This window comes from Synergistaceae bacterium, assembly GCA_012728235.1.
In the GTDB taxonomy this organism is placed as follows: Bacteria; Synergistota; Synergistia; order Synergistales; family Synergistaceae; genus JAAYFL01.
In genome coordinates this window covers 1-3,421 of record JAAYFL010000062.1, presented here as the reverse complement: position 1 = coordinate 3,421, position 3,421 = coordinate 1, and the positions used below count along the sequence as shown (strand labels likewise).

Below are 3,421 nucleotides of genomic sequence, written 5' to 3'. Positions count from 1 at the left end.
TTAAACGCGATGATGGAATTAAGCTCTTACAACTGAAGTTACAGAGAATCAGCATTTGGTGAAAGCTGACACTTATGTCGTAAGATGCAGTCTCACTCCTGAGCGGAATCCCCGAAATCTTTAAATTAAGGGATTACGGCAGACACCGTTAACAGTATAACCAAGTGGTCGCAAATTGCGGCAAACAGGGTGGTACCGCGAATATTTTCGTCCCTGAGGCATAAAAATGTCTCAGGGACTTTTTTTACCCGATTACCCACTTATGAAAGGATGATGGATATGAAAAAAATCAGCTTAACAGATGTGACACTTAGAGAAAGTTCGAAGGGACAGGAAAACTCCCTAAGTTTTAAAGAAATAATAGAAACTGCGAAGATATTGGACAAGCTTGACGTCGACATCATAAATATAGCTCCTATTATCAATGAAAAAGTTGATACCTTGCTTGTTAGAACCATTACTTCTGCGGTTAAAAACAGTGTACTGTCAATACCTGTAGGAATAACAAAAGAGTCCGTTGATATAGCCTGGAAAGCAATTAACTCTGCTGTAAAGCCGAGGCTTTCTGTTGAACTCCCCGTATCAACTGTGCAAATGGAATTTAATTCCGGATTAAAAGCTACAAATGTTATAGATTTAATCGACTCGCTGGTTAGCAGAAGCAAAGAACTATGTAATGATGTCGATTTCTCAGCATTAGACGCCACTAGAAGCGAAAAGGACTTTCTTATAAACGCACTAACTACAGCTATAAATGCCGGAGCGACAACTGTAACAATTTGTGACACAGCAGGATTGCTGATGCCACATGAAATGGATGTTTTTATTAATTCATTATATGAAAGTATTCCATCTCTTAAAACAGTTACTCTCGCCGTACGCTGTTCGGACGAATTATCTATGGCAACAGCATGTGCCGCAACAGCGATACGAGCAGGAGCCACAGAGATAAATGTTGCTATTAATTCAGGAATTGCCCCTTCAATAAAAGAAATAGCACTCCTTATAAAAACAAGAGGTGACGACGGCGGTTATTATAGCAATATAAAAACAACAAATTTACATCGTTCTATAAACCAGATACATTGGCTAACTAAATCAAAAGGGGAAAAGAAATCTCCATTCCAAACAGGCATTAAAAACAATCAAGTCAAAGACGTGAAACTTGACGCCAATGACGACATGCCTACTTTAGAAAAATTTATCAAAAAACTAGGATATGAACTTTCGGCTGAAGACTTAGCGAAGGTTTATGAGACTTTTATAAGATTGGCAGAGAAAAAATCCGTCGGAACAAAGGAGTTAGAGGCAATTATTGCATCAACCGCGATGCAGGTTCCCCCTACATACAAGCTGGTAAGCTTTGTTATCAATAGTGGAAATACAATTAACGCAACAGCAAACATTCATTTCCAAAAAAACGGAGAAGATCTTTTGGGATTAGCAACAGGAGATGGCCCTATCGATGCCTCTTTCTTCGCAATAGAACATATAACGGGACAACATTACGAACTGGATGACTTCCAAATTCAAGCCGTTACCGAAGGGAGAGAGGCCATGGGTTCGGCTCTTGTAAAATTGCGTTACAATGGCAAGTTATATTCGGGCAACGGAATTTCCACGGATATAATCGGTTCTAGCATTTTGGCCTATTTAAATGCTCTTAATAAAATTGTCTTTGAGGAGAGTCACAAATCATGAAGCTATCACTCTCAACTTACGGATGGAGCAAATATACTTGGGATACTATATGCCGCATAGCTAAAAATAGTGGGTTTTCCGGCATTGAGATTCATTCTGGACATGAGCCAAAGTTAAAGGGAGGTATTTTTAATCCCAATTCGGCCAATGCCACTTACAGAGACCTTCTTGAAAAAGGCCTTGAAGTGCCCTGTATAGATGCAACTTCCAATATAACCGCTCCAAATAAAATCCAAGAAACCTGCACAGAAATTGAAGTTTGTATCAAGAATGCATACAATCTAAGAGTGCCATATGTACGTATCGGGGCGAAAGAGTCAGCGTGGCCTGAGGAAGAACAGAAAACAACGTCCATAAAATGTCTTGAAAAACTTATCCCAATAGCAGAAAAACATGGAATTGTTCTTCTTATAGAAACTATTGCACTCTTTTCTGATACAAAAAAACTGTGCAATATACTTGATTATTTTGCGTGTGATAATTTAGCGGCTCTGTGGGATATGCACCATACCGTAACTAAAGGCGGAGAAACTGCAGCCGAGACGATAAAAACTCTTGGTGCTTACGTAAAACATGTCCATCTAAAAGATTACGAAATAGTCAATGATAAGCTAGAATACCGTCTTATAGGCGAAGGCTCCCTTCCTATGAAGGAATTGATGCTTGCTCTCTATTCCATAAACTATGATGGTTTCATCTCTATGGAATGGGAACCTGAGTGGATGAAGGAAATGACAGACATAGAGTTAATCTCCCTTCATTTTGTCAATTATATGAATCGTTTTGACAACCCGGCCCGTCAATCAAAATCAAAAAGGCTATACGACAACAGATCTAGAACCGGAAAATTTATATGGCAAAAAGATACCTTGATTGATTATACTTTTTCACAAGTACTTGACAGAGTGGTCGATGAGTTTCCGGACCAATATGCCTTTAAATTCACAACTTTGGACTATACAAGAACCTATTCTGAATTCCGTGATGATGTGGATAAATTTGCAAAAACCTTGATATCTCTAGGGGTAAAGGCACAAAGTCACGTTGCTGTATGGTGCACTAACCTCCCTCAGTGGTATATAGCGTTTTGGGCAACGACAAAAATAGGTGCCGTTCTCGTAACGGTGAATACTGCATATAAAATACACGACGCCGAATATTTGTTGCGCCAGTCCGATACTCATACTTTGATAATGATTGATGGTTATCGTGATTCAAATTATAAGGCAACAATTAACGAACTCTGCCCTGAGCTCAAAAATGCGACTCCCGGGATTCCCCTATCATGTGCAAGGCTTCCCTTTTTGCGCAATGTAATAACAATAGGCTTCCGCATGAACGGAGCTCTAACTTGGGAAGAAGCTGTAGAAAGAGCAGACACGGTTCCAAATGACAAACTATATCGCATGGCAGCCAATGTTAATGTACATGATGTATGTAATATGCAATACACATCAGGGACCACGGGCTTCCCAAAGGGAGTTATGCTTACCCATTATAATGTCGTAAATAACGGCAAGTGTATAGGCGACAGAATGGACTTATCTACTGCTGATCGCATGATGATACATGTCCCTATGTTCCACTGTTTTGGAATGGTTTTGGCTATGACTGCAGCCATGACACATGGAACGTCACAAATGCCACTTCCATATTTTTCTACAAAATCTTCTCTTGCTTGTATAAATCAAGAGCGTATAACGTGTTTTCATGGAGTTCC

2 protein-coding genes and 1 other annotated feature are annotated in these 3,421 nt (G+C 39.6%); both genes read left to right on the top strand.

What is annotated here, in order from left to right; translation table 11 throughout:
- Positions 1-218: a binding site (T-box leader), on the top strand.
- 61 nt (positions 219-279) lie between these two features.
- The gene (locus GXZ13_04945) at positions 280-1,701 is read left to right on the top strand and encodes a hypothetical protein (protein ID NLX75168.1); all 1,422 of its coding nucleotides are present in this window, start codon (positions 280-282) and stop codon (positions 1,699-1,701) included.
- Positions 1,698-3,421: AMP-binding protein (locus tag GXZ13_04940; protein NLX75167.1), on the top strand; the 1,724-nt coding region annotated here is incomplete at its 3' end. The genes GXZ13_04945 and GXZ13_04940, both read left to right, overlap by 4 nt.

What these genes read in the sequence shown, in the direction of transcription:
- GXZ13_04945 (NLX75168.1), top strand. Translation starts at nt 280, where the DNA reads ATGAAAAAAATCAGCTTAACAGATGTGACACTTAGAGAAAGTTCGAAG.